Source organism: Agarivorans sp. D1326 (assembly GCF_056958115.1).
In genome coordinates, this window is the sequence record NZ_JBTWEN010000003.1 from 50,522 (window position 1) to 74,820 (window position 24,299).

16 protein-coding genes are annotated in these 24,299 nt (G+C 44.1%); 10 read left to right on the forward strand and 6 right to left on the reverse strand.

Annotated elements, in window-relative coordinates:
• Nucleotides 1–47 precede the first annotated feature (47 nt).
• Nucleotides 48–2,519, reverse strand: coding sequence for a glycoside hydrolase family 2 TIM barrel-domain containing protein (locus tag ACYFDN_RS06890; protein ID WP_483510506.1), 2,472 nt, complete (start codon nt 2,517–2,519; stop codon nt 48–50).
• Between the two features lie 88 nt (nt 2,520–2,607).
• Nucleotides 2,608–3,690, reverse strand: a complete 1,083-nt coding sequence (locus ACYFDN_RS06895; RefSeq protein WP_483510507.1) for a glycoside hydrolase family 117 protein — start codon at nt 3,688–3,690, stop codon at nt 2,608–2,610.
• Nucleotides 3,691–4,129: 439 nt separating this feature from the next.
• Here ACYFDN_RS06895 and ACYFDN_RS06900 point away from each other — a divergent pair, with 439 nt between their 5' ends.
• The 9 genes from ACYFDN_RS06900 to ACYFDN_RS06940 all read left to right on the forward strand — a co-directional run bounded on the left by ACYFDN_RS06900 (nt 4,130) and on the right by ACYFDN_RS06940 (nt 18,947).
• Nucleotides 4,130–5,398 (forward strand): oligosaccharide MFS transporter, encoded by a 1,269-nt coding sequence (locus ACYFDN_RS06900; protein WP_472590114.1) that lies wholly within the window; start codon nt 4,130–4,132, stop codon nt 5,396–5,398.
• A gap of 43 nt (nt 5,399–5,441) precedes the next feature.
• On the forward strand, nt 5,442–6,851 hold the full coding sequence (locus ACYFDN_RS06905) for a carbohydrate porin (protein WP_472590115.1): 1,410 nt from the start codon (nt 5,442–5,444) through the stop codon (nt 6,849–6,851).
• Between the two features lie 80 nt (nt 6,852–6,931).
• The gene (locus ACYFDN_RS06910; RefSeq protein WP_152780377.1) at nt 6,932–9,787 is read left to right on the forward strand and encodes a beta-galactosidase; all 2,856 of its coding nucleotides are present in this window, start codon (nt 6,932–6,934) and stop codon (nt 9,785–9,787) included.
• A gap of 74 nt (nt 9,788–9,861) precedes the next feature.
• Nucleotides 9,862–12,849 carry a beta-agarase gene (locus tag ACYFDN_RS06915; protein ID WP_483510508.1) on the forward strand — a complete coding sequence of 996 codons (2,988 nt, stop codon included), beginning with the start codon at nt 9,862–9,864 and terminating at the stop codon, nt 12,847–12,849.
• A 64-nt stretch (nt 12,850–12,913) separates the two neighbouring features.
• Nucleotides 12,914–13,315, forward strand: a complete 402-nt coding sequence (locus ACYFDN_RS06920) for a hypothetical protein (RefSeq protein ID WP_016403209.1) — start codon at nt 12,914–12,916, stop codon at nt 13,313–13,315.
• A gap of 34 nt (nt 13,316–13,349) precedes the next feature.
• Nucleotides 13,350–14,201: a diguanylate cyclase gene (locus tag ACYFDN_RS06925; protein ID WP_483510510.1), complete on the forward strand. Its 852-nt coding sequence runs from the start codon at nt 13,350–13,352 to the stop codon at nt 14,199–14,201.
• A gap of 18 nt (nt 14,202–14,219) precedes the next feature.
• Nucleotides 14,220–15,698, forward strand: a complete 1,479-nt coding sequence (locus ACYFDN_RS06930) for a methyl-accepting chemotaxis protein (protein WP_483510511.1) — start codon at nt 14,220–14,222, stop codon at nt 15,696–15,698.
• Between the two features lie 30 nt (nt 15,699–15,728).
• On the forward strand, nt 15,729–16,190 hold the full coding sequence (locus ACYFDN_RS06935) for a NanQ anomerase/TabA/YiaL family protein (protein ID WP_483510513.1): 462 nt from the start codon (nt 15,729–15,731) through the stop codon (nt 16,188–16,190).
• Nucleotides 16,191–16,673: 483 nt separating this feature from the next.
• Nucleotides 16,674–18,947, forward strand: a complete 2,274-nt coding sequence (locus ACYFDN_RS06940; RefSeq protein WP_483510514.1) for a beta-galactosidase — start codon at nt 16,674–16,676, stop codon at nt 18,945–18,947.
• 424 nt (nt 18,948–19,371) lie between these two features.
• Here ACYFDN_RS06940 and ACYFDN_RS06945 read toward each other — a convergent pair whose 3' ends face one another.
• The 3 genes from ACYFDN_RS06945 to ACYFDN_RS06955 form a co-directional block, all read right to left on the reverse strand.
• The gene (locus tag ACYFDN_RS06945; RefSeq protein ID WP_483510515.1) at nt 19,372–20,223 is read right to left on the reverse strand and encodes a hypothetical protein; all 852 of its coding nucleotides are present in this window, start codon (nt 20,221–20,223) and stop codon (nt 19,372–19,374) included.
• A gap of 125 nt (nt 20,224–20,348) precedes the next feature.
• Entirely contained in the window at nt 20,349–20,627 is a 279-nt protein-coding gene (locus ACYFDN_RS06950) for a SemiSWEET transporter (RefSeq protein WP_040307515.1), read from the reverse strand.
• A gap of 96 nt (nt 20,628–20,723) precedes the next feature.
• Complete coding sequence (locus ACYFDN_RS06955) at nt 20,724–21,659, reverse strand: LysR family transcriptional regulator (RefSeq protein ID WP_483510517.1); 936 nt, start codon at nt 21,657–21,659, stop codon at nt 20,724–20,726.
• Between the two features lie 133 nt (nt 21,660–21,792).
• On the opposite strand from ACYFDN_RS06955, the gene ACYFDN_RS06960 reads away from it, so the two are divergent.
• Nucleotides 21,793–22,083, forward strand: a complete 291-nt coding sequence (locus ACYFDN_RS06960) for a putative quinol monooxygenase (RefSeq protein WP_221076101.1) — start codon at nt 21,793–21,795, stop codon at nt 22,081–22,083.
• A gap of 64 nt (nt 22,084–22,147) precedes the next feature.
• On the opposite strand, the gene ACYFDN_RS06965 is transcribed toward ACYFDN_RS06960, so the two are convergent.
• Nucleotides 22,148–24,094, reverse strand: a complete 1,947-nt coding sequence (locus ACYFDN_RS06965) for a hypothetical protein (RefSeq protein WP_483510519.1) — start codon at nt 24,092–24,094, stop codon at nt 22,148–22,150.
• Nucleotides 24,095–24,299 lie beyond the last annotated feature (205 nt).

Sequence of the window (24,299 nt, forward strand, 5' to 3'; positions counted from 1 at the left end):
CTAGTTAGGCTAGCTTGCTGTTATTTATCGCCGATTATCGCCTAGACTTACTCAAGTATAAAGCGTTGTACTTTAAAGAAGCCCTCGGGCGTAGTAATTCTCACTAGAATATTTTCTTTTTCTCCTGTGTATTTTATTAAGGCTAGGGCCCGACCTTGATGGGTGTCTATCTGGCTTGCGTTAAAGGCTTGCACGCTGGCTGGGTAGCCATTATCTAGCCCTACTAACTCGGCTGGACCGGTTAGCTCAAAACTTAGTTGGGTGTTTTGATGGCTAACCCATTTTCCTTCACTATCTGCTAGTTGTACCACCAAGTGTTGGTAACCCGGTTGGCCCTTCTGTAAAGGAGCGCCTTCAACAGTCACCACTAAGTCACTGGCGGCTTGGGTGGTGCTAAGGCGGTGGGTTGCCAACACTTTGCCATTGTTTTTAGCTAGAGCGACTAGCTCGCCAGGTTGAAATGGCAAAGCCCAACGAAACATTCTATCGGCTTGGTCAGCAAGTTGCTTACTGCCAATTGTTCGCCCGTTGAGTTGCAGCTCTACCTCTTGGCAATTGCTGATGACTTCAATGGCGATTAATTGGTTGCTGCTAAAATTCCAATGTTGTTGTTGCTCTGGCCAAATCCACAGTTTTCTTTTCCAAGCCTGTGGGTCACGCTCTTCAAGGCTCAAACTATCGGTTTTGTATACAAAGCGTTCTTCGTCAAATACCTGATTATGAATTTGCACCATGGGCGTGGTGGTCCACAGTGATTGAAAGAGATAGTAGGGTGCTTTTTTAAAGCCAGCTGTATCGAGCAAGCCTGCAGCCAGCGCCTTAGTTGGCCACTGCTGATGCACTTCACCTAAATAATCAATACCGGTCCATAGGAATAAACCCGCAACATGTGAGCGCTCACTTACCGCCTTCCACTCGTGCCACTGGGGCAATGCCTCGTTACTTATAATAGGAAGCTGAGGATGATGCTGGTGGCCATAGTCATAAAGCACTTGTCGGTAACTAAAGCCAATTACATCTAAGGATTTAGCATAGCCATTTAAATAGCTTACCGAGGGCAATATACAGTTGGCAGTAACGGGCCTTGATACATCTTCTTCGCGCACCCATTGCGCTAGTTGATGGGCTGTTTTGCCTATGTCGTAGTTATGATGAGGCAGGGTCTTGAGTTTATTGCTGATTTGTTGGGGCGAGTTTGGCGGTAAGTTCCAGAAGTAATTGCCATTCCAGTTGGCATCGAAAAAGCCGGTTGCTTCTACATTTCTTGGGTAGGTCCATTCTATTTCGTTGCCGATGCTCCACATGAATATGCATGGGTGGTTGATGTGAGCTCTTAAGGCATTTTTAAGGTCTTGTTTAGCGTGAGTTTGAAAATGCTCCGCATAACCTCGCGAGGCTGCATCATTATGCTGCTCATTCATGTTTAGGCGTTTGTCTTTGGGGAAGTCCCATTCATCGAAAAACTCGTCTTGAACCAAAAAGCCTAAACGGTCACAAAGTGATAGAAGCACTTCAGATGAGGGATTATGTGCCATTCTAATCGCATTTACGCCAGCTTCTTTTAGCATAGTGAGTCGACGTTCCCACACTGCTTCTGGCACAGCTGCGCCCACTAAGCCACCATCGTGATGTAAACAAACCCCTTTAATTTTGGTGGCTTGCCCATTCAAGAAGAAGCCTTGTTGGCTGTTAAAATGAAAATCTCTAAGGCCAAAGCGTGTAGTGATGCAATCTAACTCTTTAGAGCCAGCAGTTAGCTTAGTGGTCATTTGATAGAGGGTTGGGGAATCGGGAGACCACAGTTTGGGTTGCAATATGTCACAGCTAAAGGCAAAAGCTTGTTCTTTATTGCTTAGTGTTGCTTGATGTTGATAACTGGCAACCGGGCGCCCGGTGTCTAACTCAACAATATGACTATCTATTTGAATACGTTGATTTAGCTGCTCACTAACTACCTTAAACTTGTGCAGTATTTGAGCGAAACCTTGATTTATTTCTATGCTATCAACAACGCTACTCCAAATGGGAATATGCACAGGGTTTACGGTTATCAGTTTTACTTCTCGGTAAATGCCTGCTCCGGGATACCAACGGCTGTCGGCTATCCGACTGCGGTCTACTTTTATCTTCAGCTGATTATCGCTCGCTTTTAAATACTGGCTTACCTCGAAGTAAAATGGTGAGTAACCATAGTGCTGTTTACCTAGCAATTGCTTGTTTAGCCAAAGGCTAGCGTTGTTGTAGATCCCGTCAAACAAGATAAACACCCGCTGGCCTTTTTTTAGCTCTTTCATATCAAAGCTTTTTTGGTACCAGCCAATACCGCCGGGCAAGTAGGCCGTTGCACCTTCCAGTTCAGATGAAAATGGTTGTTCAATGCTCCAGTCGTGGGGCAGGATAACGCTACGCCAGTCTGCTTCAGTTGTTGTTTGGTTAGCTGTTTGTAATTGGAACTGCCAATCAGCATTAAAATCGATAGTTTGGCGTGATGCTTTAGGCGTATTGCTGGAAATAGACATGAAATCTCGACGTACAAAAAATAGGGAGTGATAGCTGCTGAGCTAAGGGGAAATAGTTAGCCCACCGGGCGGTGGGCTAACAGCTTACTTAATTTGAATTTTGATAAGTTGAAGCATCAAGAACTTGTTTCTTCACCCGGTAGCGACAAATATAGTTCCAGTTCCACGAGGCGTCATACTTGTGGCACAAGCCCCACTCAAGGCCTGGTGACTCGATGGCTGTCTCTTGATTTGGGCGGAATATGCCCAGCGCTTCTGGCGCGCCTTTAATATAAGACATAATTTCGAAGTTGATCCCATCGGCTGCCCACTGCACGGTATTCTTTTCTGGTCCGTCTGTGGTGATTAGCGAGGCTATCCCGCCATCTTTGTGCCAAACTGCAACTTCGTGGCCGCTGTTTGAAATAGGGTTGTACTCCGATTTCACATACGGGCCAAGAATGTCTTTTGCTATTGCAACGCCATGTTTAATTTCGCGGCCGCCCATGTTCATTTCTTCACCCATGGTTTCACCTTTATAGTAAAGGTAGAACTCACCCTTGAAGAACATTAGGCAGGGATCGTGCACTTTATGGCTGTCGAAACTGCCTTTCGAATTGACCAAGAATCGATTGTCTTCTTCGGTGCGCCATTCGCCATCTTTAGCTGGGCTTACAATTGGTGCTGGTGATTTGGTCCATGGGCCAAATGGGCTATCGGCCCAAGCAATGGCAATCTCTTCAAATTGTCGGTTGGTGTAAGGCGCCTGAACAGTTTGGTAAACCAAGTAGTATTTGCCGTCGTGGGCTAAAACTTCTGGGGTGAATACGGCACGGTCGTCGTAGGCTCCCGCTTCACCTGGGGCAATAGCACAACCGTGCTCTTTCCAAGTAATGCCATCTTCAGAACTGGCATGCCAAACTTCGGTAAGATCCCAAGGAAAAACCTTATCTTGAGGGTTGCCTGTAAAGCCGAGAGTTTCGCCTTCACCTTTGGTATACCAGCAGTGGTAAACACCCTCTACCTCTATTACTGCGGTGGGGTCACGACGAATCACACCCTCTTCAAAAGCAAAGTCACCTTGTAAGCTTTGCTCTTCAAACTCAACCATCCACTCAGGCCCTTTTTTATCGTAACCACGCTCAATAGCGCGTTTACTGGCCAAGCTTAGCTTGCTACCTGTCCCTGACATATCTACCTCTATTTGTCGAAAATCTAAATTGCTTAATAACTACTGGCTACAAAGGTAAACCAATTTAGAGCAATGGTACATTAACTTACTCTGAAGCAGCTATTGAGATGAAAGAAAAGTGACCAATGACACACTTTTGTAACTTAATTTTTAGCTTTCATAACCCACTTGTTTAATTTGACAATCTTTTTGTATGACAAGCTTTCCGGCCGCAAACCCCCATGAATAAAGGCTTGGCGAATGTTAACGCTTATTAACTCATCAACCAATTGGCTGTAGGGCCTAGCATTTTGCCAACCAATAGCCGTATTTATGTCGAAATGTTAGCGGTGTCACTTTAAATTGGTTGATCATTATGTACGATGAAGCAAGTTATTTAGATATTGGTTTACCAGTGTGCTAGGCATTGAGTAGCTATCGCAAAATTAATGGAGTAATCATGAAAACCGATTCTAACCGAGTCGCCATGGGCAAAGTTTGCCTTATGTACTTTTTTTACAACTTCTTCTGGTCGTTAAGCTCAGGTTCTTTATTTGCTGTATGGCTAAACGACAAAGTTGGCATTGATGGCTCTCAGATTGGCGTATTGTTTGGCTTGCAAACCGGTATTGCGGTTTTGTTTAAACCTGCTTTTGGCTATATCCTTGATAAGCTTGGTCTTAAAAAACACCTTATATACTTCATCTCTTTCTTAAGCTTGTTAATTGGTCCTTTCTACATTTATGTATACGGCCCACTGCTGGGTAACGATTCAACATTTGTATTGGGTATTGTGGCTGGTTCTGTGTACTTAGGTATGTTGTTCCAAGCGGGCAGTGGTGTTATCGCTTCTTATAGTGACCGTTTTGCGCGTTGCCATGATAACGATTTCGGACTGGTTAACGGCTTTGGTATCGCCGCTTGGGGTGTATCGGCAGTATTGGCTGGTTACCTGTATAACATCAACCCAGACTTCATTTTCTACGCATGTAGCGTTGCTGCTTTCTTAATGCTGTTGTGTGCTTGGTTGCTTAAAGTAAGCCACTTAGAAAATGTTGATAACGAAGTTATCTCGCAGGATAAAATTCAAAAAGAAGATGTTATTCGCCTATTGAAGAACCCTAAAATGTGGGCCTTCATGACCTATGCGGGCACTATATCGGTGGTGTTCTGGACTTCAATGAGCCAGTTCACTCGCTACTTTATTAGTTTCTTCCCTACCCAAGAAGAGGGTATTTCTTTTAGCTCTAACATGGACGGGCTTACCGCTATCTTCCTGTTCTTTGTGAGTGCTGGTGTGCCTTTCATTATTCGTAAAATTGGTGCTAAAGGCAGTCTTATTCTTACCGCTGTTGGTATTACCTCTTTCTTGCTAATGATTGGTTTTGCAGGCTTAGGTGAGAAAAATCTCTACTTAGCCATTGTTGCTAAATTGCTGTTCGGCATCGTTAATCCGCTGTTGATTGTGTCGGTATTTGCTTACACCGCCGAGCAGTTTGATAAGAAAGTAAACTCCTTCACTTACATGTTTGGATTCCAAGTGGTTAATAACCTGATGACGGCCATTGCTGCGCCAGTGATGGGTGTGATGTACGACCAACATGGATTCCCACATAGCTATATCTATTTTGGTGTGTTCGCTGCTGTTGCCACGGTATTGGCGATGTTCACACTAAGTTCCAAGAAGACGCTGACTACAACAGATCAACAAGAAACCGTAGCAGCTTAAACAATCGAAACACTATTTTTAAATAAGGATGTTAGGTAAACGTATGAAAACACGTATTTTTGCACTATCCGCTTTAGCGCTATCTTGCAGCATGGCTCATGCTCAAGAAGCTGCTTTAGACTACTTAGGAGCACAAGTGGTTGAAGGTGCTCGCTTCTGGGGCTATGGCCGCGGCGGTACAGGTACCTCTACTGACAAAGTAATGGGCTTACGCTCAGATTTAGCCAACAACGGCTTTAACATTATCGAAACTGCTGGTAACCCACATGCTCAAACCGGTCGTTTGGGTAACGAAGGTAACTTTGCTGAATTCCATATCGATTACGGTTTAGTTCTTAACGACATGAACTGGGTAATCAAAACCAACATCGCTACAGATATGGAGAAATTCAATCTGGATGAGTGGTGGGTAGCAGGCCAAGGCGTATTCAAATCTAATCCTGGTGCGGTAATTTGGGTTGGTAAGCGTTACTACCAGCGTTACAAAGCTGAAATCCTCGATTACCACATGCTACAAAATGATGGCGTAGGTGCTGGTATTGATGATTGGGACTTTGGTTTTGCTAAATTTAACCTAGGTATTACCAAGCAAGAGAATGGCGATAGCTACGGTCAAGATTTCTGTTCAATCAACGATCCAACTTATGCTTGTGACAGCAGCGGTCGTTCGGGTTACCGCGGTGGATACCACTCGGTAAATACACGCTTACATGGCATGAAAATTACCGACAACATTGCTGCGGGCTTGTTCTTTAACTATGGCTTCTACGCAGGCTCTGATACTAGCTTGAGCGAAAATGGCAGCATGACTGCCAAAGATATGAACCCAAATAGCTACCAGGCTGGTTTCCAAATTAAGCAAGGCCAATGGGCTGACTTTAATGAATTTGTCGTTCGTTACAGCAGCGACATTGGTAAGTCCATGACTCAAGATTGGTTAGATACTCCATCAACTCAGATTGGTGCGTTCTTCCAAGGTATGCAAGAGCTAGGTGACTCATTCCGACTTCAATACGCATTGGTATATGAAGGACAGAAATTTGATGACGAAGCGCTAAAACGCAACTTAGTGTCTATTGATAAGTCTGATTGGGGCAACATTACCATTCGTCCTACTTACATCTGGGATGATCGCTTCTCAACTGATTTAGAACTGAGCTACGACCAAATCAAGCTAGATGCTCGTGAAGGTTACGGCGAGAGCGGTACTAACTCATCTTACAAAGTTACGCTGTCGCAAAACGTACACATTGGTGGCACCTTCTGGGATCGCCCGGTACTGCGTTTCTTCGTGACTTACGGTCAATCTGATACTCAAACCACGGTTTACAACAACCGCCATGGTGAAGGTGTAGATAATCCAAGTTGGGAATGGCGTCACAACCCTTACGTAACAGAGAAGGGTAAAAACTCTGCTACTACAGTTGGCGCACAATTCGAAACGTGGTGGTAGGCCGCCCATAGTTATACCCACTTAGCACTAGAGCCCGTAAGCCACGGCTTACGGGCCTCCCACTCGTAATGGTAGAAGTTATGAAATTTACAAAAAATAAAATTGCTGCGCTGTTATCGCTCACTTTGTTGGGTGTGTACGGATGTGGCTCAACTCCTAGCTCGAGCGACGCCGAAGGCGCTGTTGAAGATGTAGGCGGAACGATTCCAGATTTTGAATCTGCCGCTTTTTTCAAAAAAGTTAAAAAAGACCATGCTAAAGCCGAAGTGGTTAGCGACCAAGGTGTTACTAGCGGAAGTAGTGCGCTAAAAGTAAACTTTGATTCGGTATCCGAGGCTAACAAATTTAAGTACTGGCCAAATGTTAAAGTACACCCAGATTCTGGCTTTTGGAACTGGAATGCGAAAGGCAGCTTAAGCCTAGACATTACCAACCCAACTGATAGCCCAGCAAACATCATTCTAAAATTGGCTGACAACGTGGGCGTTATGGGCTCTGGTGACAACCAATTAAACTACGCGGTTAATGTACCCGCTGGCGAAACAGTGCCAGTTGAGATGTTATTTAACGGCACCAAACGTAAGTTAGATGGCTACTGGGGTGGCGAGAAAATCAACTTACGTAACATTGTAGAATTCCAAATCTTTGTGCAAGGTCCAATGGATGCACAAACAGTCATTATCGATAACTTTAACTTAGTGGATGCTACCGGCGACTTTATTGAAGCCTCAGGCCAAGAAGTTAAGGTAAGTGGTCCAATTCCAACGGTTGCTTCAATTACTAGCTTTGATGAAGGCCAACCTACCTTTGTTGCTTTTGACCGCAGTGCAGCAGCAACGGTAACCGAGCTAAAAACCGACATGGGCGGTTTGCTAGCTGTTAAATTAGCGGCGACTAACGCCTACCCTAATATCACTTTTAAAGCGCCACAACCTTGGGATTGGAGCGAGTACGGTGATTTTAGTTTAGCGTTTGATCTAGAAAGTAAAACAGACGAGCCTTTACAGTTGTTTGTTCGCGTGGATGACGCAGAAAATGAAAACTGGGGCGGCACTGCAAATGGCGTAGTCGACAGTATGTCTAGCTACGTAACGCTAGCTCCTGGTGACGACGGTACCTTTTACTTACCGCTAGGCCAAACCGGCAGCCAAATCGTTTCTGGTATGCGTGCCGAGCCACCTAAAAAGTCCTACAACGCGCAAGCGATTAGTTATGGCTGGGGTGAAAAGAGCTTAGATACGTCAAACATTGTATCTTTCCAGCTATACCTGCAAAACCCAACTAAAGATGCAGAGTTCAATATTAAGAGTGTTCGACTTATTCCAAATATTGATGCAGATGCAACCCGTTATGAAGGTTTGATTGACCAATATGGTCAGTTTACTGGTTCTGAATGGCCGAAGAAAATTAGCGAAGACGAAGAACTAGAAACCATGGGTAAGCTGGCAAAAATGTCGCTTAAATCAACCAGCCAAATGCCAGGTCGAAGCATTTATGGTGGCTGGGCCGATGGTCCTAAGCTGAAAGGCACAGGTTTCTTCCGTACTGAAAAAGTAGACGGTAAGTGGTCGTTAGTAGACCCACAAGGCAACTTGTTCTTCGCAACCGGTGTCGACAACATTCGTATGGACGACACAGTAACCATTACTGGCCATGACTTTGCCGACAAAGACAAACGTAGCGGTAAAGAAGTTGCTTCTGAAGTTCGCCGTTCAATGTTTACTTGGTTACCAGAAGATGACGATGTATTAGCCGAGAACTATGACTACGCAAACTGGGTGCATTCAGGGGCACTTAAGAAAGGCGAAGTATTTAGTTTCTATGGTGCTAACTTGCAACGTAAATATGGCGGTACTTTCTCAGAAGCTGAAAAAGTGTGGAAAGACATCACCATAGATCGCATGGTTGATTGGGGCTTCACAACCCTAGGTAACTGGGCTGATCCAATGTTCTACGACAACAAAAAAGTTGCTTACGTAGCAAACGGTTGGATTTTTGGAGACCACGCACGCATTAGCACTGGTAACGACTACTGGGGGCCTATTCACGATCCGTTTGACCCAGAGTTTGTAAACAGCGTTAAAGCGATGACTAAAAAGCTAATGACAGAAGTAGACAAAAACGATCCATGGATGATGGGTGTGTTTGTCGACAACGAGATTAGCTGGGGTAACACCAAAAATGACGCAAACCACTACGGTTTGGTGGTTAATGCGCTTAGCTACGACATGAAGAAGAGCCCGGCTAAAGCAGCCTTTACCGAGCACTTAAAAGAGAAGTACTGGGCCATTGAAGATCTAAACACTAGCTGGGGCGTGAAAGTTGCGTCGTGGGCAGAGTTTGAGAAGTCATTTGATCACCGCTCTCGCTTGAGCAAGAACATGAAGAAAGATTATGCCGAAATGCTAGAAATGCTTTCTGCAAAATACTTCTCAACGGTTCGTGCTGAGCTTAAGAAAGTACTGCCTAATCACCTATATCTAGGCGCACGCTTTGCAGACTGGGGTGTTACGCCAGAGATTGCCAAAGGTGCAGCACCTTACGTAGACGTGATGAGCTACAACTTGTACGCCGAAGACCTTAACTCAAAGGGTGATTGGAGCAAGTTAGCAGAGCTAGATAAGCCAAGCATTATTGGTGAGTTCCACTTCGGTTCAACTGACTCAGGCTTATTCCACGGCGGTATCGTGTCGGCAGCTAGCCAGCAAGATCGCGCTAAGAAATACACCAACTACATGAACAGTATTGCCGACAACCCTTACTTCGTAGGTGCTCACTGGTTCCAATACATTGACTCTCCAACAACGGGTCGTGCTTGGGATGGTGAAAACTACAACGTAGGTTTTGTTTCAATCACTGATACACCATACGTTCCACTGGTTGAAGCCGCTAAGAAATTCAACCAAGACGTTTACATGCTTCGTTACAAAAAATAATCGCAACAACGATTTAGCACTCCTCAGTTAGGTGGGGAGTGCAATCTGCTAGGTACAAGGAATGGGCAGGAAATATGAAGATTAAATTTTTATCTGCAGCAATCGCTGCAAGCTTAGCATTGCCATTAAGTGCTGCTACCTTAGTCACCTCTTTTGAGGAAGCCGACTACAGCAGCTCTGAAAACAATGCTGAATTTTTGGAAGTGTCTGGAGATGCCACTTCTGAAGTTTCAACTGAACAAGCTACCGATGGTAATCAATCCATTAAAGCGTCTTTTGACGCGGCTTTCAAACCAATGGTTGTTTGGAACTGGGGAAGTTGGAACTGGGGCGCTGAAGATGTTATGTCAGTAGATGTTGTTAACCCTAACGACACTGATGTTACCTTTGCTATTAAGCTAATTGATAGTGATATTCTTCCTGATTGGGTAGATGAGTCTCAAACCTCATTGGACTACTTTACGGTTTCAGCTAATACCACGCAGACCTTTAGCTTTAACTTAAATGGCGGGAACGAGTTCCAAACTCATGGCGAAAACTTTAGTAAAGATAAAGTTATCGGTGTGCAGTTCATGCTCTCTGAAAACGATCCTCAAGTGTTGTACTTTGACAACATTATGGTTGATGGCGAAACAGTCACTCCGCCACCAAGTGATGGTGCAGTGAATACACAAACCGCGCCTGTAGCCACCTTAGCGCAAATCGAAGACTTTGAAACCATTCCAGATTACTTACGACCTGATGGTGGGGTAAACGTTTCAACTACTACTGAGATTGTGACTAAAGGCGCTGCAGCAATGGCTGCCGAGTTTACTGCAGGTTGGAACGGTTTAGTGTTTGCAGGTACTTGGAATTGGGCTGAACTAGGTGAACACACCGCAGTCGCCGTTGACGTTTCAAATACTAGCGATAGCAATATCTGGTTGTACTCACGTATCGAAGATGTAAATAGCCAGGGCGAAACTGCGACTCGCGGCGTATTGGTTAAAGCTGGCGAATCGAAAACCATCTACACCAGCTTAAATGACAATCCTTCATTGCTTACTCAAGATGAGCGTGTGTCAGCTTTAGGTTTACGTGATATTCCAGCTGACCCAATGAGCGCTCAAAATGGCTGGGGTGATTTTGTTGCTTTAGACAAATCTCAAATTACCGCTATTCGTTACTTCATTGGCGAATTAGCCAGTGGTGAGACTAGCCAAACACTTGTGTTTGATAACATGCGTGTGATTAAAGACCTTAACCACGAATCAGCCTATGCAGAAATGGCTGATGCTATGGGGCAAAACAACTTAGTCACTTATGCAGGTAAAGTTGCCAGCAAAGAAGAATTAGCTAAGTTAAGTGATCCAGAAATGGCTGTTTTGGGTGAGTTAACCAATCGCAATATGTACGGTGGTAACCCAGATTCGTCGCCAGCTACAGACTGTGTGCTCGCTACGCCTGCCTCGTTTAACGCTTGTAAAGACGCTGATGGTAACTGGCAATTGGTCGACCCTGCTGGTAATGCGTTCTTCTCAACCGGTGTTGATAACATTCGTTTGCAAGATACTTACACCATGACCGGCGTGTCGAGTGACGCCGAATCTGAGTCTGCACTTCGCCAGTCAATGTTTACAGAAATTCCAAGTGATTATGTAAATGAAAACTATGGCCCTGTGCATAGTGGACCTGTTTCTCAAGGCCAAGCTGTAAGTTTTTACGCTAATAACTTAATTACCCGCCACGCTAGCGAAGACGTATGGCGAGACATTACTGTTAAGCGCATGAAAGACTGGGGCTTTAACACCTTAGGTAACTGGACCGATCCAGCGTTGTATGCAAACGGTGACGTTCCTTACGTGGCAAATGGTTGGTCAACCTCTGGTGCCGATCGTCTTCCCGTTAAACAAATTGGCAGCGGCTACTGGGGACCACTTCCTGATCCGTGGGATGCTAACTTTGCTACCAATGCCGCCACAATGGCTGCAGAGATCAAAGCTCAGGTTGAAGGCAACGAAGAGTACTTAGTGGGTATTTTTGTTGATAACGAAATGAGCTGGGGCAATGTCACTGATGTTGAAGGCTCTCGTTATGCGCAAACGCTAGCGGTGTTCAATACCGACGGCACTGATGCAACAACTAGCCCTGCTAAAAATAGCTTTATTTGGTTCCTAGAGAACCAGCGTTATACCGGTGGTATTGCTGACCTAAACGCAGCCTGGGGAACCGATTATGCGTCTTGGGATGCGATGCGCCCAGCGCAAGAGTTAGCTTATGTGGCTGGCATGGAAGCTGATATGCAGTTCCTTGCTTGGCAATTTGCTTTCCAATACTTCAACACCGTAAACACGGCATTAAAAGCTGAGTTACCAAACCACTTGTACTTGGGCTCTCGCTTTGCCGACTGGGGACGTACGCCTGATGTAGTAAGTGCTGCTGCGGCTGTTGTTGATGTAATGAGTTACAACATCTACAAAGACAGCATTGCAGCTGCCGATTGGGATGCTGATGCCTTAAGTCAAATCGAGGCCATTGATAAGCCAGTAATTATTGGTGAGTTCCACTTCGGTGCGCTTGATAGCGGTTCGTTTGCAGAAGGTGTAGTAAATGCCACTTCGCAACAAGATCGTGCAGACAAAATGGTTAGCTTTTACGAATCAGTAAATGCCCATAAAAACTTTGTAGGTGCGCATTGGTTCCAATACATCGATTCACCATTAACGGGTCGTGCATGGGATGGCGAAAACTACAACGTTGGTTTTGTTAGCAATACTGACACGCCATATACATTGATGACAGATGCTGCGCGTGAGTTTAACTGTGGCATGTACGGCACTGACTGCTCTAGCTTAAGCAATGCTACTGAAGCTGCTTCGAGAGCGGGTGAGTTGTATACCGGTACCAATATTGGTGTTAGCCACTCTGGTCCAGAAGCGCCAGATCCAGGTGAGCCAGTAGATCCACCAATTGATCCACCAACACCACCAACGGGTGGCGTAACTGGCGGTGGCGGTAGCGCAGGTTGGTTATCGCTACTAGGTTTGGCCGGCGTATTTTTACTAAGACGTCGTAAAGTGTAAGGACTGTGCCGCCTCGTAAATTAAGTTGTATTGCGAGGCGGCCTTTTTATTTTCAGGAAGAAATATGAAGTATCTATATATTGTCCGCGGGCCATTTGGCAGCGGTAAAACCGAGTTTGCAAAAACCATCACCAATGACGTGGTGTCCTGCTGGGATTACTACGCTCAATATGGCCAAAACAAGTGGAATGAAGAGCTTAAGCCGCATGCCGATGAGTATTGTCGTGCCTCTGTTGCTGAGTTAATGGAAAAAGGCGTTAACAGCATCGCCGTGACTAACTCCTTCTCTAAATCTAGTGACTTAGATTTTTACCTTGAAGCCGCCAACCTGCATGAATACAAAGTATTCACCCTGGTGATGGAAAATCAAAACAGTGAAGAATACAAGCGTGATGCCCCAGAAGATGTGGTACTCAAGCAGATTATCAACTTAAAAAATAGCGTGGTATTCCACCAAGGTTTTTAACAGCAATTGATAGCGTTTTGGTAAGAGAAAAAGTATGAAAAAAATAACCATTGCCAGCTTCTTTTTGTTTTGCAGTTTAACCTTATCTAATAGCGTTCTAGCACAGGTAACAACGCCCATGGTTTTGGGCGAACGCGACCGCTTAGTCGTTGATTTGATTAAATTAGCATTTGAAAAAAGTAACTATTCGCAAAAAATTCAACCCATCGATACCTATTACAGTGAGGCACGATTAGTTGAAGAAGTAAAACAAGATCAGGTGAGTGTGATTTGGGCTGGTGCGTCAAACTCGATGCAGCAACAGCTTAAAGCCATCAAGATCCCTATTTTTAAAGGATTATTGGGCCACCGCGTTTTTGTTATTGAAAAAAGTAATCAAGCAGCCTTTGAAGGCGTGTCTAGTTTAGCCTCGTTAAAGCGCTTAAAAGCAGGCTTAGGCCGTTTTTGGGGCGATACCGAAATCCTAGAAAATGCCGGGCTAGAAGTCGTTAAACCGGTTAAAGCGCAAAGCTTATTCTACATGGTAGATGGCGGGCGTTTTGACTACCTGCCATTAGCCGTGCACGAAGCCTGGGAAGTGGTAGAAACCCAAAAGGAAGTAAACCTTGCCGTAGAAGATGACATTCTGTTGGTCTACCCAATGGCCATGTACCTCTACGTTAATCCTAAGAATCGCGCCTTGTATGATGCGATTAACGATGGCTTAGAAACCGCCATTGCTGATGGCAGCTATAACCAGCTGTTTTATCAATCTCCCCTTATCTCAAAAACCTTTGAAACAGCGCGCCTTACCGAGCGCCGAATAATAAAAATAGATAATCCTTTACTGCCCGCAGACGCACCTTTGCACCGCGAAGAGTTGTGGTTGGACATTCAAGAAAGATAGACATAAGCGAGACTAAACGTGAAAGCAAGTTTGAGTAAATCCCTAATTATTATATTACTGCTATTTGGTTTGCTAGGCCTGTTATTAGGCGGTGGCGTTAGCTACTTAAATACCAAAAGCAAATTGGCTGAAGGCTACTTAGTAGAGCAACAAGCCATTACCGAGATGGCCAAAGCATCATTAATAGAAGCCGTGTTTGTTTATGATTTTGAACAAGCGCAAGCTATTGTAGATGCTCTGGTTCAATCCCCAATCCTAAATGCAGTGGAAGTAGTAGACCAGCGTGGTAAAGCTATTTCTCAGGCAAGCGTTGCCAATCAAAAGCAAGACTTCAATCTAATTGAGCTGCAACGTGGCGAGGACTTTATTGGTACCTTAAAGCTGCAATTTGATGATAGCAGTGTGATTGCCACGCTAAACAGCGAAATAACCAATGTAATGCTCAACATTATATTGGTATTAGCGGTTGTGGTTGCGGCCGTGTTTTTCTACGTGCGTAAGCTGGTGGTAATTCCAATCAACGACGTGGCAAACTCTTTGCACCAAATTGCCACTGGTGACGGGGACCTTACCCGACGTATTCCAGTGAACAACGATAACGAAATAGGTGTACTTAGTAGCAACTTCAACTTACTGATGGACAACCTATCGCACCTGCTTAATAGCATTCGTTCGGTGAGTGAGCAGGTAAGCTCGGTGTCTCATTCGTTAAGTTCATCCTCTAGCGAATCTCAGCGTGACTCTTTATCGCAACAAGATCAGATGGAGCAGGCCGCTACTTCACTGCAAGAAATGAGTGCCTCCGCTGAAGAGGTGTTTGTAAACGCTGAGCAAACCGCCGAGAAGTCGCAAACAGCCCGCGAGCAAACCTTGCTAGGTGTAGAGTTGGTGCGCGAAAACAGCCAATTAATTACCCGTTTATCGCAAAGCATTACCGATACCTCTTCACGCATCGATAAGTTAATTGATTCAAGCTCAGCGATTGGCTCTGTAGTGGAAGTTATTCGTAACATCGCTGAACAAACCAATCTACTTGCCTTAAACGCGGCAATTGAAGCAGCTCGAGCTGGTGAGCAAGGGCGAGGGTTTGCGGTGGTTGCCGATGAAGTAAGAGCACTGGCCCAGAAAACCCAAGAGTCTACTCAAGAAATTGAATCTATTGTTGCTGCGCTGCAAGACAATGCCTCAAATGCGGCTAGCTCTATGGGGGCAAGTTTGCAATCGAGTAAAGAGGTGGACAATGCGGCGGGGTCTATTTCACAAGCCTTACAAGATATCTGCGAGCACATTGAGAACATTAACCAAATGAACACGCACGTTGCGGTAGCTGCCAAACAACAAAACAGCGTTACTCAGACCATTGCTGAAAATGTTACCACCTTAAATACTCTGGCTAGTTCTATTGCAAATAATGCAAAAAATGTGAACGGACAAGTGATCTCACTCGAAGAACACAACAATGAGCTTGTAGTAAATATCAAACGTTTTAAAGTATGACAAATAAATTTAAATAGTAGGAAGTAATCAATGTTATTTGGAAACGTGAATAAGCTCTCTTTAGTAAAATATGTAAATCCATCCTTTGTTACCTGGATTGATGAAGCGATGGCTTTAGCTGCTGAGAAAGAAGACGGTAGATATGAGCTTTCTGGTGAAGGTGTATTTGTATTACTAATGTCGCCAGAAACTGAAGAGTTTGCTAAGCGTAAAGCGGAAATTCACAAACAGCATTTAGATATTCAAATCCTGTTAGACGGCGAAGAGCAAATTGGCTATACCCATGAACTAGCTGAAGAAGCTTTAGCCTTAACCGAACTTGAAAATGATGTGGCGTTTTTTGAGCAAGCGAGCAATGAGCAAATGGTTAAGCTTGGCAAAGGTGACTTTGCAGTGTTTTACCCAGACGAAGTTCATCGTCCTCTTTGCGCGGTAGCCGAACCTCGCCAAGTGCGCAAAGCGGTGGTTAAGATCCCTGTTAGTGCTTTGTAAGTGCACTAAATCCACTTAGCCAAGGCTAAGTGGATTCTTTTTTTGCTGTTACTCGCTTATTAGCCTTTCACCCAGCACTACTAATATTCCTTGATCAATGCCAGTTAGCCTGTGCGCTGTTGTTTACTTCACCATTAACAATCCCAGCAATATTGACTGTTATGCTAGTCGATACCCATAGTGATACCTCTATTGACTTAGGGTTAAAGCATTAAGGCTTGGCACTTCGTTTACATTTCAGCGTGACTAACACGAGGCATGGTTCACAAGTTTGTAAAAATTGGTTTTCCAATAATTTAGATTGGTTGACATTTGTTTGGCTGAAGTCATTATTACCCTTAGATATTTTTCTGTTTTAACGCGTCGCTTGGCAGCTAGAAAGTTTAATACTTAAGGTTTGTTAGTTAAGTTTTCTCTATGGCTTAGTTATATTGCCTAGACTCTGCCATGGCTATCAGGACGCTCATCATTTGAGGATACATAATGGAAACGCGCTTAAGGGCTGACTCAGCTAAAACTATATCTGAGCATGAGCAATCAATTTTGATTTATGATTTTGCTGAGCAAATTCCTAAGGCTTTTAGTTTTAGCAACGTGGACGCAGAACTGGTAAGTGAAGGCAACGGCATTACTACTGGTTCGCAAGCCTTAAAAGTTACTACACATAGCAAAGAAAACTTTTACACCTCAATTTTTATCGAGCCTGAGCAGCCTTTTGATTGGAGTGCGCTTCCTAACTTTAGTTTTGCATTTGACGTCACAAACTTAGGTCGTCGTTCAACACAGATTTTCATCAATATCTTCGACAAACAAGGGCAAATGCATAGCCGCAGCATTAACGTAGCCGGTGGCTCTTGCAAAACTTATTTAAACGAGCTTAAAGGTGAGTTTTTAAAGGGTGGGCTTAACTATGAATCGGGTTTTCGCTCTAACCCTGCAGCCTGGGATACGCCATTTCACTATGCAACGTGGATGTGGGGTGAGATGAACATCGATTTAAGTGCCGTTGCCAAAATTGAATTAAGCATTCACGGTACTTTGATTGATCATCAGTTGGTGTTAGATAACTTTAGAGTGATTTTTACCCCGGAATGTAATCCCGATTTTCTTAAAGGTTGTTTAGATAAGTTTGGTCAAAACGCTTTAGTAGAAACCGCGGAAAAAGTACATTCTGAAGAAGAGTTATTGGCGGTTACAGCCAAAGAGCTTAAAGCCTTAGAGCAAGGTGCTATGCCCCAGCGTTCGCGCTTTAGTGGTTACACTGGAGGTCCACAGCTAGAGGCAACCGGCTTTTTCCGTACCGAAAAAATCGACGGTAAATGGTCATTAGTTGACCCCGATGGTTACCCATACTTTGCTACCGGCCTCGACATTATTCGCCTAGCAAACTCATTTACCATTACCGGTATTGATTACGACCACTCAAAAGTGGCTGCGCGTAGCGATGACGATGTTACCCCAGAAGACTCTAAAGAAAAGCTCGAAATTAGCCAAGAAGCCTTTGATTCAGCCTATGTTGCCAACCAAACTCGCCGAGACTTTTTTGATTGGTTACCTAGCTACGACGACCCCTTAGCTGAGCATTACAGCTATATGCGAGAATTGTTTGAAGGGCCAGTGGATCGCGGCGAGATCTTTAGTTTTTACTCGGCAAATCTACAGCGCAAGTACGGTCAAGATGGCGCCGATTACATGGGCAAGTGGCGTGAAGTTACCATGGACCGCATGCTTAACTGGGGTTTTTCTTGTTTAGGTAATTGGACTGCTCCAGAGTTTTACAGTAACGACAAAATTCCTTATTTCGCCAATGGCTGGATTATTGGAGACTTTAAAACAGTGACTAGTGGCGATGACTTTTGGGCGCCACTGCCTGATCCTTTCGACCCGGTATTTAGAGAGCGCGCCGAAGCAACGGTAAGCCAAGTTAAAGCCGAAATGCAGGGGTCACCATGGTGTGTGGGTATTTTCATTGATAATGAGAAAAGCTGGGGCCGAATGGGCACCATTAATGGCCACTATGGTATTGCGATTCATACTTTAGGTCGCAGCGATGAGGAAAGCCCAACTAAGGCGGTATTCACTCAAGCCTTAAAAGACAAGTACGGCACTGTAGAACAGCTTAACCAAGCTTGGGGGACGAACATCGACTCTTGGCAAGCAGTAACTGGTGGCGTTAGTGATTTAGCCCATAACGAAGCACAGCTTAGTGACTACTCTATGTTATTAGAGTTGTACGCCAGCGAATACTTCAAAGTGGTAAACGAGTCGCTTAAGGCTCAATTACCTAATCACTTGTATTTGGGGGCTCGATTTGCTGATTGGGGCTGTAATCCAGAGGTGGTAAGAGCCGCAGCAAAACATGTGGATGTTGTAAGTTACAACTACTACAAAGAAGGGCTACATCCAGAACCTTGGAAGTTTTTGGCTGAAGTAGACATGCCAAGCATTATTGGTGAGTTTCATATTGGCGTTAAAGAAGGTTTCTTCCACGCAGGTTTGGTGACGGCTAATGACCAAACCGAGCGCGGCGAGATGTTTGAAGATTACTTAAACTCAGTAATCGATAACCCATATTTTGTCGGCGCACATTGGTTCCAATACATTGATTCACCGATTACTGGGCGCTCATTTGACGGTGAAAACTACAATGTGGGTTTTGTGGGCATAACCGATGTGCCATATCAGCCAATGGTAGACGCTGCTAAGCGGGTGAATGGCGGCATGTATCAGCGCCGTTTTAATAAGGCGAAAAAGTAGTGTGCTTTGACGTTTAACCTTAACCAAGAAAGGGGGCTTCGGTCTCCTTTTTATTGATATACCAATACGTGGTTTATCTACTGGGAAAGTCTATTGCTACTTCCTGTTTATCTTGGTTAATACGACCAGCGGTAAGCATGTTGATGTAATGATTGGCTTTGCGCCAGGTGATATAAGAATTGTAGCCACACCTTAATGAATCCGTTTGTTAAATAATCCCGTGTGGCTATAACACCAGAAGTGCAAGATCGGCTTCTGGTGTTTTTTTGTCCTTCCTACTCTCGTTACTAAACTTCAACAATCAGCTTGTAACTCATTACTCTTGGCTAATGATAGCCTTACAAACTGATGGCTTAATCGCTTAGTTACATAGAGCTGTGTGATGTCTGTTTAGTATGATGCTGGTGGCTTAAGTATGCTTCAACTAAGGGGCGCTTAATGATTGCCAGTGGCTAACCCGCTGCTGTTTAACTCCTGATTGCTGAATGGCTTTTTCAACTAAACCTAAGCGAATGAACTCAGCTAAGCCTTGATCAATGGCTTGAGCAATTTCAGCGCCGTGTGGGTGCTGTTTCGACACCATAAAATGACGGCTTTCTTGAAATTCTATTTTCATATTCGGGATCGGGTAAAAGCTGCCATAACTATCTTGAATGGCTAGGTCTGGGGTATTTGGGAACTCTAAAAAGGCAACGTTAATTCGGCCCTTACTTAACATGCCAAACAATGACTGATTTCTGTTGAGTTTATCTATGTTGTTAAAGCCACTACGCTGCAACTGGGCTATGTCTTGATACCAAGTACTTCCCACACTGATGGGTAATTCTCTGAGCTGTTCATGAGTTAAGCTTTGGCTGAGCAGGGGAGAACCTTGGTTTACATAAAAGCCTTTTTCAAAGGTATTCTTAGGGATAATAGCCACCGATTTGTAGGTACTATCATCAAAGTCACTCTCCCAGATGTCGGCTTGATATACCGCCACATTGCCTTGTTTCAACTCTCGAAGACTGCGGCCAGTATTCGGCGAGGTCACAAAGGTGATCGAATACTGCAAATCACTATAGCTAAGGGCTTGAGTTAACAGCAGCAAGCTTACGGTTGCGCGGTCTGAATAGGGTGACTGATAATCACTGATTTGGGCTGGGTTGCCGCCTTTTAGCTCAAGCAATTGCTGGTAATTTGAGAAGGTGCCTTGGTCACCAATAATCGACACTTCTATAGCGGCGAGAGAAGAAAAGCTATACAGGCATAAAATGCTGAGTATCCACGATCTCACTATTGCTCCTTATTTGTTTAGGGCGGCCTTAACTAATTTGGCAGTTACTTACTGTAGCGTAAGATAACAACTTAAAGTGTAGACCGCTTCACAGTCGCTATTAGGAACAGCGGTTTTAGGAGCGATTAAGCCTTGTTTTTAGATGATTTAATACGCTGAATAATGGTGAGAATCAGCACCCAGGAGGCGAGGATAAAGGTAATAATATTGGCTAAAAAAACCGATAGATCTTGTATTAAGAAACCGTAAATCATCCACAGACCTACGCCAGTCGTTAATATGGAATACATGGTTAATGAAATGCCAGCAACATTCTTGGTCTTAATAATGTGAATTACCTGCGGGACAAAAGACAAAGTGGTACAGCTAGCTGCTATTAATCCAAGAACCGTAAGGGCTGTCATCTAAACTCCATTTTATTGGTAAACCAATTCGGGTGGATTATACCTTTTTGGTTAACCTTGTAAATAATGAAACCGATTAAACCCTGCACTCATCACTTAGTTAAGCACGCTCGCTTCTAGGATGTTTTGACTAACCAGCTTTTTGAGTAGTTGCTGGGTATTCTCCCGCAAGTTGTCCCGTAACAAACGCATCGCTGGAGTAATTGATTGGCGGCTGGGGCAAATAAGCCATAACTCGGTAGGAGTGGGTTGGTAATCGTGCATCACGCTCACTAAGTTACCGGCGAAGATATCAGAAGCCATATCTAAGCTAGATTTAACCGCCAGCCCATGACCGGCTACACACCAGCGCCTTACTAAATCGCCATCGTTTGCTGCTCGATTGCTCGTCATTTTAATCTTGTAGCTTTGTTGCTCATCACTAAAGCGCCAAACATCATGAACAATGTCGTGCAGCTGATAGAGCAAGCCGTTGTGTTTGCTTAGCTCTTTAGGGTGCTTGGGCGTCCCATGTTTTAATAGATATTCTGGGCTGGCGCACAATAGCCGTGGAGCGTTACATATTTTGAAGCCGTAAACACTGGCATCGCTGGGTGAACCATAGCGCAAAGCCATATCTACTGAATCACGATAAAAGTCGATGTTGCTGTCGCTAATGCTGCTGCGTAGGTTTAGCGCGGGGTAGTGCGACATAAACTCATCTAGCCAGGGGCTGATTACATTTCTTCCCAGATCAGATGAAAGAGCGATTCGTAGCTCACCGTCAATCACATCCAAGTCGTGTTTCATATTTTGCTTGGCTTGTTCAAGCATTTGCAGCGCTTGTTCGCATTGCGGAACATAACGCTCACCCGCGGCAGATAAACGCAGGTGTCTGGTTGTTCGAATAAATAGCTCCGCACCTAGTTGGCTTTCTACGCGCTTTAGTGCGGCACTAGCCGTGGCAGAACGCATATCTAGCTTGGCTGCAGCGGCTGTAATACTGCGGCATTCTGCTACCTTTAAAATTACCTGTAAATCTTCCAGTAGCATAACGGCACCTTTTATTGTCTATTTATTTTTGATAATGATTCAAATATTACCCTGTTTATTGAGCTGTATGCAAAAGGCTACTATTTAACCCGTTAAAGCGAACCCGCAATTTACTTATTTAGAGGATAGCCAAATGGCCAAGTTAACTATCGTTGCAAACATTAAAGCAAATGCAGACAAAATTGAGTTAGTAAAAGCAGAACTGCTTAAGCTGATAGATATCACTCGTGCCGAAGAAGGCTGCATTAACTACGATTTACATCAAGACAACGAAAACCCAGCGCACTTTGTGTTTTACGAAAACTGGGAGTCACGTGAACTATGGCAAACTCACATGGGCAATACTCACTTAGCAGAGTACATGGCGGCAACCGAAGGCGCAGTAGCAGAGTTTACGTTGAATGAGATGACGCAAATTGCTTAGTGTGAAACAGTAAGTTTAAGCTGTATGTGAAGGCTGCTAGATAGTGATCTAGCAGCCTTTTTGTTTACATGCTTGAGCGATTTCGAAGCTTGCCTGATAAATAAGCTCCATCACATTCCAGCTCAAAGTCTAGAGCTAACTTTTGATATTGAGCTAATTGGCCTTCTTCGTTGATACCTAAATCGACTGTTTCATTCTCTAATACAGATACTTGAATTGACTTATCGTAGCAGTGATATGTCCACGATTGGCCACCGACCGAAAGATGTATGTTAGCTCCATTTTCTCGTGAATCAGCGGCTCCGTCTATAAATGGGTTGACAGAAAACCAAAGGTTGTTTTGCTCTCCTTGAATAGATAGCAACTCCTCAGAGATAGACCCAGATGATTCAGAAAGAAATAGCAGAGTTTGACTTGGCGAAGTGTAGTAGTTTGGGCCTAATATTAGCTCTAAGTATGAGCGTTCGCCATTGCTTGGCTCAGTGCTTAGAGTAACCGTTTGTGTGGAAACTCTGGAATAAGGGTCGGTAATACTGGCTAAAAAAGTGTAATTGCGCCCTTCGGTCATCTCGCTTGGCGTAATTTGTGCTCGAGTTGAATCTAACCTTGTTACAGTAATGTCTTTGTCGCCATCAATAAGAGTCCAATCAATAGAGTAGTTGGTATCTGGATGACTGCTAGACGTAGGACTTAATATGAAGTCTTGGTCTACGGAAATAAACTGATCGGTGGTCACTATTACATCAAACGCTTTATTAGTGTTGAATGAGTATGAAACAAAGTGATTGCCATCTTCTGCGTAGAGCGTAGTCATGAACGAACGATCAACCGGTAAATTGTTGATAAAATCGATAGTTACCCACGGTCCATCAGCTGAGATTTGATAGTGCTCATTAGGAACAAGAACCGATTCGTAGCTATTAAATATTTCAACGTTATTTAGGTCTTCAGCGGCAGGAGCAGGCATCACTAAGAAACGAACCGTTGGCTGTAAACTATTACCATTAGGGTAATGTACCTTAGGTGACTGGTTTTCATAGTGCCAATGTCCAGCATCGCCAGTAAAGCCAGGATTGCCCCACTCTCCTGTATCTATACCTTGCCGTGCTGGAAACGCCACCGCTGATCCAGACATTACATCTTGCCACATAACTTCTACGGTTTCATTTTGCCCACTGACTTGGAGTTCAACTTCAGCCATAGAGGCATCAAGGTGATATGGACTTATTGCGATAAAGTCCCCAAAGCCACCTGATACGACAAAGCGGCCACTTTCGGGGTAATGGTTAATTTTACCGGCTATTGGGTGAGAGGTTGAAAGATCCATTTCACCTTCAAATGCACTGGGTAAGGAGAATCTAGCTGAGAAGGTCAGAGAGTAATCTCCAGTTGTATAATCTAGCTGTTTAGTGAGATTGCTGTCTTTAAAGTAGAAAGGTACATCATTGAAACTAATTGCTTCGTTGCCGATCAAGGATAATGATTGCTTAACTTGATGACTTGATATTAGTGATTGACTAATCGAGGCATCAAAGCCAAGGCTGAAAGCTTGACCTTCATAGGAATACGATAGCTGGGGAGCGTTAAGAATGGCGTTAAAAGTTAAGTAGTTATTGGCCTTCTCTAGTGAGCTAAAGGCGACGTTTATCGTTCCTGTCACTTGCCCTAAACCTTCTATGTCACATGAAGTAAGGTTAATTTCTAAAGCATCTTCATTGAGTACAGCTTGATAATCTCCAGTTCCTGAGCTGTTAAATAAGCATTCATCGACCGCGGTTCCAGACTTAGCATCAAGGTGATGTAAAATACTAATAACAAAGTTATTTAGAGCCATTGGTTGTTCTAGTATTTCTAGACTGTTTGCAGCTACAACGAAGTTTTCTTCGCTAAAACCAGCTTTGTTTCCGTCGTCAACTCCGCCATCTAAAGGATTACTTCCATCTTCTCCTCCGCCTCCACAAGCGGTCAATCCACCAATCAAAATATACAGGCATGTCCTTCTAAACATCATTGAAGCTCCATTTCTAAAAGTTCTAAATTAATTTTTCTTTGAATATCAATGATTTTATTGTTGATTATGTAAGAATCAATCACCTGTTTGGGGGATATGTAGAGTAAATAGACCTTTATCTCAAAAGTGGTATATGGAAATTATGCCTATGTGATATTTTGCAATAATTTAAGTCACCGACTGCTGAGGCTGGTGTAAAAGGAAG

Bases quoted from the DNA above. Each gene is read 5' to 3' on its own strand.
- ACYFDN_RS06890 (WP_483510506.1), bottom strand. From the start codon at position 2,519: ATGTCTATTTCCAGCAATACGCCTAAAGCATCACGCCAAACTATCGAT.
- ACYFDN_RS06895 (WP_483510507.1), bottom strand. From the start codon at position 3,690: ATGTCAGGGACAGGTAGCAAGCTAAGCTTGGCCAGTAAACGCGCTATT.
- ACYFDN_RS06900 (WP_472590114.1), top strand. From the start codon at position 4,130: ATGAAAACCGATTCTAACCGAGTCGCCATGGGCAAAGTTTGCCTTATG.
- ACYFDN_RS06905 (WP_472590115.1), top strand. From the start codon at position 5,442: ATGAAAACACGTATTTTTGCACTATCCGCTTTAGCGCTATCTTGCAGC.
- ACYFDN_RS06910 (WP_152780377.1), top strand. From the start codon at position 6,932: ATGAAATTTACAAAAAATAAAATTGCTGCGCTGTTATCGCTCACTTTG.
- ACYFDN_RS06915 (WP_483510508.1), top strand. From the start codon at position 9,862: ATGAAGATTAAATTTTTATCTGCAGCAATCGCTGCAAGCTTAGCATTG.
- ACYFDN_RS06920 (WP_016403209.1), top strand. From the start codon at position 12,914: ATGAAGTATCTATATATTGTCCGCGGGCCATTTGGCAGCGGTAAAACC.
- ACYFDN_RS06925 (WP_483510510.1), top strand. From the start codon at position 13,350: ATGAAAAAAATAACCATTGCCAGCTTCTTTTTGTTTTGCAGTTTAACC.
- ACYFDN_RS06935 (WP_483510513.1), top strand. From the start codon at position 15,729: ATGTTATTTGGAAACGTGAATAAGCTCTCTTTAGTAAAATATGTAAAT.
- ACYFDN_RS06940 (WP_483510514.1), top strand. From the start codon at position 16,674: ATGGAAACGCGCTTAAGGGCTGACTCAGCTAAAACTATATCTGAGCAT.
- ACYFDN_RS06950 (WP_040307515.1), bottom strand. From the start codon at position 20,627: ATGACAGCCCTTACGGTTCTTGGATTAATAGCAGCTAGCTGTACCACT.
- ACYFDN_RS06955 (WP_483510517.1), bottom strand. From the start codon at position 21,659: ATGCTACTGGAAGATTTACAGGTAATTTTAAAGGTAGCAGAATGCCGC.
- ACYFDN_RS06960 (WP_221076101.1), top strand. From the start codon at position 21,793: ATGGCCAAGTTAACTATCGTTGCAAACATTAAAGCAAATGCAGACAAA.
- ACYFDN_RS06965 (WP_483510519.1), bottom strand. From the start codon at position 24,094: ATGATGTTTAGAAGGACATGCCTGTATATTTTGATTGGTGGATTGACC.